The sequence below is a fragment of the Fulvivirga aurantia genome, from assembly GCF_009711475.1.
Taxonomy (GTDB): Bacteria; Bacteroidota; Bacteroidia; order Cytophagales; family Cyclobacteriaceae; genus Fulvivirga; species Fulvivirga aurantia.
Map to the genome: position 1 here is coordinate 1 of NZ_SMMD01000648.1, position 5174 is coordinate 5174.

General features: G+C 42.7%; 4 protein-coding genes. All 4 read left to right on the forward strand.

What is annotated here, in order from left to right:
* Positions 1–237 precede the first annotated feature (237 nt).
* Complete coding sequence (locus tag E1176_RS06460; protein WP_155209779.1) at positions 238–1410, forward strand: hypothetical protein; 1173 nt, start codon at positions 238–240, stop codon at positions 1408–1410.
* Positions 1411–1420: 10 nt separating this feature from the next.
* Positions 1421–3028, forward strand: a complete 1608-nt coding sequence (locus E1176_RS06465) for a BCCT family transporter (protein WP_155209781.1) — start codon at positions 1421–1423, stop codon at positions 3026–3028.
* A gap of 116 nt (positions 3029–3144) precedes the next feature.
* Positions 3145–3459 (forward strand): DUF3566 domain-containing protein, encoded by a 315-nt coding sequence (locus E1176_RS06470; RefSeq protein WP_155209783.1) that lies wholly within the window; start codon positions 3145–3147, stop codon positions 3457–3459.
* Between the two features lie 109 nt (positions 3460–3568).
* Positions 3569–5174, forward strand: a 1606-nt coding sequence (locus E1176_RS06475; RefSeq protein WP_155209784.1) for an amidase family protein, incomplete at its 3' end; no start/stop codon positions are given.

The window sequence follows — 5174 nt, forward strand, 5'->3', positions numbered from 1 at the left end:
AGCTTATTTTATCCGGTATCTCATGTGTTTATGTCCATCGATAGTAGATAAGCTATCAGGCAGAGCTTCGGTTTTCATTTTCCATTGCTTGCTCAAGAAGAAGGCACCACGAACAAAACTCATTTTATCCACCAAACACCTCAATCGACACCTCTGGCCACCTGCCCTTCATCACTATTAATAACTTTTATCAACCCCTTATGTTGAATAAAGACTTAGTGACCAAAGAACTCACTTATGTTTTTCAAGTCTATAGTTGGTGTACTTTTGATAATAGGTGTTGCACACCCTTCCTGGGGACAGGATGATGATGACAAACCGAAAGTTACTGTTGGTGGTGCTTTGCGCTTTAACTACAATTACTCTACCTGGAAAGAGGGCCAGAAAAAAAGAGGTGGAGATTTTGGTTACGACATTTTCAGAATAAATGCCCAAGGTGAACATAAGGGTATAAAATTTAATGCTGAGTACAGGCTATACTCAGAAGCTTTCGGTGGCGGTATGCTTAAGCAAGGCTGGATAGCCTACGCACCTAATGACAAAAAAGAGATACAACTCGGACTCACACAGGTTCCTTTCGGGATCACCCGATACAACTCAAACAATTGGTTTTTTGGTATAAATTACTACATCGGCTTTGAAGACGACCACGATATGGGTATTAAGCTTCAGCATAAAGGCGAGCGGTGGGAATATGACCTGGCATACTTTAAAAATGCCGAAGAATTGATATTTGGCAATAACTCAGATGTCTCAAACAGCAGGTATTCTTACGATATAGCCTCTATCGATCTTGATGGTGACGGTGACCTTGAAGTCCGTAACAAGGAAGTCAACCAGGTAAATGCCAAGCTTGTATATAAAATAGGTCCTACGGAATTTCAGCACCACTTAGGTGCATCATTACAGTACGGGGGCGTTTATAATCTCGATACTGAAGACCTTGGTTCTCATCATGCGCTTGCCTTGCACTATGAATTGAAAGCCAACCGCTTTACGCTAAAATCTCAAGTAACCAATTATAAAAAGGAGACCGCTAATCCAGATCCTCAACCGGAAAACCTATTTGCGATGACTGCCTACGGAGCACCTTATCAAGTAGCAGCAGAAGCGATCACATACACTGTAGGGCTTTCCTACTCCCTACCGGTGGACTGGAAACCTATTTCTAACCTTGAATTTTATAATGACTTTGGAGTGATGGATAAAACTGAAGAGTCATTTGAAAATAGCTATATGAATGTAGCTGGGGTACTCATCACTGCTGGGAGTATTTATACCTATGTAGATTTTGCCAGCGGAAAAAATCACCCATGGCTTGGGCCCGTGTGGGAAGAAGCATTCTCGACTGGTACAGCGGGAGCTAATTGGGAAATGAGGTTTAATATAAATCTGGGATACTACTTCTAAAGTTAAAAAAATGGCAGAACAGGATAAGGTAAGAAGCGATAAGAAAACATTTTTAGGAATAAAGGCTAATGGTCCGGTTTTCGTCACATCATTAATCATCATCGCTTCGCTGGTGGTCACTACAATAGTGGTTGGTAAACCAATGGAAGAATGGTTTACTAAAACACAGAACCTGGTGGCAGATCATGTCGGCTGGATCTTCATTTTACTTGTCAATGCACTTTTGATGTTTGCTATTTTCCTAGGCTTTGGCCGGTTTAAAAAAATACGAATAGGCGGACCTGACGCTAAGCCCGAATTTACCAGGATAGGTTGGTTTTCTATGTTATTCAGTGCAGGTATGGGTATTGGATTGCTTTTCTGGAGTGTAGCAGAGCCTATTTTTCATTTTAACAATAATCCTTTTTTAAGCGACTCCGAAAATACGGTAATGGCCGCTAAGCAAGCCATGGGGGTTACTTTCCTGCATTGGGGTATACATGCCTGGGCGCTGTATGCCATCGTAGGTGTGGCTTTGGCCTTTTTTACTTTTAACAAAAAACTGCCACTTACGATACGGTCTATTTTCTATCCGATTTTTGGTGAAAAGATTTACGGCCCGATTGGCGATATCATAGACATCGTCTCAGTGACAGCTACTTTGTTTGGGTTAGCCACTTCTCTCGGCTTGGGTGTACAGCAGGTAAATGCCGGCCTTGCCTATTTGTTTGACATAGAAATAAGCAGCACCGTACAGGTGATTTTGATTGTAGTGATTACATTCTTTGCCACATTATCCCTCATGTTGGGCATCGATAAAGGAATAAAAATGTTGAGTGAGTGGAACATGCGCGTAGCCATATTTCTCTTATTATTTATGCTCGTAGTGGGCCCTACCCTATTTCTATTCAAATCATTTGTGCAGAATATCGGTCATTATGTTTACGAGTTTTTTGAGCTTAGCTTCTGGACTAATAGCTATAAAGGCATCGGACAAAAAGCTAACTGGCAAAACTCATGGACGGTATTCTACTGGGCCTGGTGGATATCATGGTCTCCGTTTGTGGGAATTTTTATAGCCCGTATATCCAGAGGTCGAACAATTAAAGAATTTATATTAGGTGTATTGCTCGTGCCCACACTACTCACCTTTTTGTGGCTATCGGTATTTGGCGGGAGCGCTATTTACCAGGAGCTGATAGGTAATAGCACCATCACAGATGCTGTAAACGACAATGTATCCACGGCCATTTATCACCTTTTGGAGCAGTACCCTTTCACATCTTTTGCCTCTGTGCTTACCATATTATTGGTTTCAGGCTTTTTTGTAACTTCTTCAGACTCGGGCTCTTATGTGGTAGACACCCTTACCTCTGGTGGAAGGCATGACGCACCAAAAGGTCAAAAGATATTTTGGGCCTCAATGGAAGGTACAATAGCCGCTGTATTGTTAATCGGTGGTGGACTCACGGCATTACAAACCGCCTCAATTCTCACAGGGCTACCTTTTGCGATTATCATAATAATCATGTGCTTTAGCTTTTATAAATCACTGGATGAATACCAGGAAAAAGAGTTACACAAAGAGCTGATTGGGAAAGAAGATAGTGATGACACTACGGCAGAGGAAGCTGCCTGATAAGCTGTTTTATGAGAATTCCACTCTATGCCATATCAATTATTTTGATAGCAAAATCACGTAATAATCACTATATTGTTAATGACGAACAGTGATTAAAAATCGTCATTACGGCTATGGAAAGATTGAAAAAAGTAAGTGTATGGTCGTTTGCTAAATTTCAGACCGTACTTGGGGCACTCATTGGTTTGGTTTGCGGGATCCTTTACGCATTTGGTGGACTTGTTATCGATGCACTAGTAAGTGCCGGTGTGCTTTCACCCGAAGCCATGTCCACGCCCGGGCTGAGCATAGGCACTTTACTAGCCTTTGGTGCACTCATAGGGATGCCCGTAATTTTTGGCTTCTTTGGTATGATCCTGGGTATTTTAGAAGCCCTCCTTTATAATCAGTACGCCAAATGGTTTGGTGGAATAAGAATCCATTTTTAGCGAAAGCAAAATTCCTCTTCCAAAAATAGCAGCCACTAACCGCTCGTAACTTACCGCGATGAATAGTGCATTAATCTGCTTATCATTAGTTGATAAACAGTCATGCCTTATGAAAAAACTAGTCATTATATTACTGCTTGCATCTTTCGCCTGCGAGCGAAAACCAAAAACAGAAATAGCCGCCTGGCAGCCATACAATGAATCTCAAGAGCTTGCTGCCAATCAGGATCACGAGTCTGTGAGAATGCGCTACAAGCTGATTCAATCGAAAGTAACAGATAAAAATGACATCTGGGCTACGGTAGCTGACCAGATTGCTTATTTCTCGGAAGAAGATTACCAAAAACTTGAGCCACTCATTCTCAATCAGGACATACCTACCTTACAAAATCATGTGAAATCAGGAGCGCTCTCCTATGAGCTGCTTACTCAGTGGTATCTTCATAGAATTGTAAAGTATGAGAATGATAGAAATACCATGCTCAACGCCATTATCGCTTTAAACCCCGATGCCGTTGAGATAGCCAAACAAAGAGATAAGGAGGCTGCTGAGGATAATCCCCCGATATTTGGGATACCTGTTTTGTTGAAAGACAACATTAACACCGTAGGAATGAATACCACCGCAGGCACAGAATTATTGAAAAACAACCAAACGCCTGATGCTTATATTGTAGAACGCCTCAAAGATAAAGGGGCTATTATTTTAGGAAAAACTAACCTGAGCGAGTGGGCCAATTATCTTTGTTTGGAGTGCCCCAATGGCTACAGTGCTGCCGGTGGACAAACCTTAAATGCTTATGGTCGCAAAAAATTTGACACAGGCGGGTCGAGCTCTGGTAGCGGTGTGGCCATGGCTGCCAACTATGCGGCTGCCGCTGTAGGTACAGAAACCTCTGGCTCTATACTTTCACCTTCTAGCGCCAGCTCATTGGTAGGCCTTAAACCAACTACCGGTTTGCTGAGCCGAAGTGGTATCGTGCCTCTATCGAGCACGCTGGACACACCCGGCCCAATGACCCGCACTGTGGTAGATAATGCCATCATGATGGATGCCATGCAAGGTAAAGATGAAGAAGACCCGGCCAGCAGTGGCAACCCTGAAAGCAAAATGTATATGCAAAATCTTGAGAAAGGCTCATTGAGAGGACTAAAACTCGGAATAAATAAAAACTTACTTACAGATTCGATTTATAAGATAACCGTGACCAAACTCAAAGCGTTGGGTGCTGAGACTATAGAATTCGAACCTGAGCAACCTGACTTTGGAGGATTTGTAGATTTGCTCAATGCAGATATGCGCGTAGACCTGCCTGCTTATATTAACAAATACGCCAAGGACGCAGTGAAAGTAAATAACATTGAAGACATCATTGCTTACAACAAACAAGACTCGACTGTTCGCATCCCTTACGGACAAGGAAGATTTGAGGGTATGTTGGTAACTGACCTGACTGAGACTGAGCTACAGGAGTTAAAAGATAGGCTGAAAAAAGAGGGCATGCGCTTCTTTGAAACACCCATGCAAAAGCATGACCTCGATGCGGTGCTATCGATCAATAATTATTATGCGGGTTATGCGGCCGCTGCTCAATACCCCTGCCTGACGGTGCCCATGGGCTATACAGACGATGGTGAGCCGAAAGGCCTGACCTTCATCGCACGCCCTTATGAAGAAGATAAGCTTTTAAAAATGGGTTATGCCTTTGAGCAAG

Excerpts from the sequence above, each read along its gene's own strand:
- E1176_RS06460 (WP_155209779.1), top strand. The coding sequence starts at position 238 with ATGTTTTTCAAGTCTATAGTTGGTGTACTTTTGATAATAGGTGTTGCA.
- E1176_RS06465 (WP_155209781.1), top strand. The coding sequence starts at position 1,421 with ATGGCAGAACAGGATAAGGTAAGAAGCGATAAGAAAACATTTTTAGGA.
- E1176_RS06470 (WP_155209783.1), top strand. The coding sequence starts at position 3,145 with ATGGAAAGATTGAAAAAAGTAAGTGTATGGTCGTTTGCTAAATTTCAG.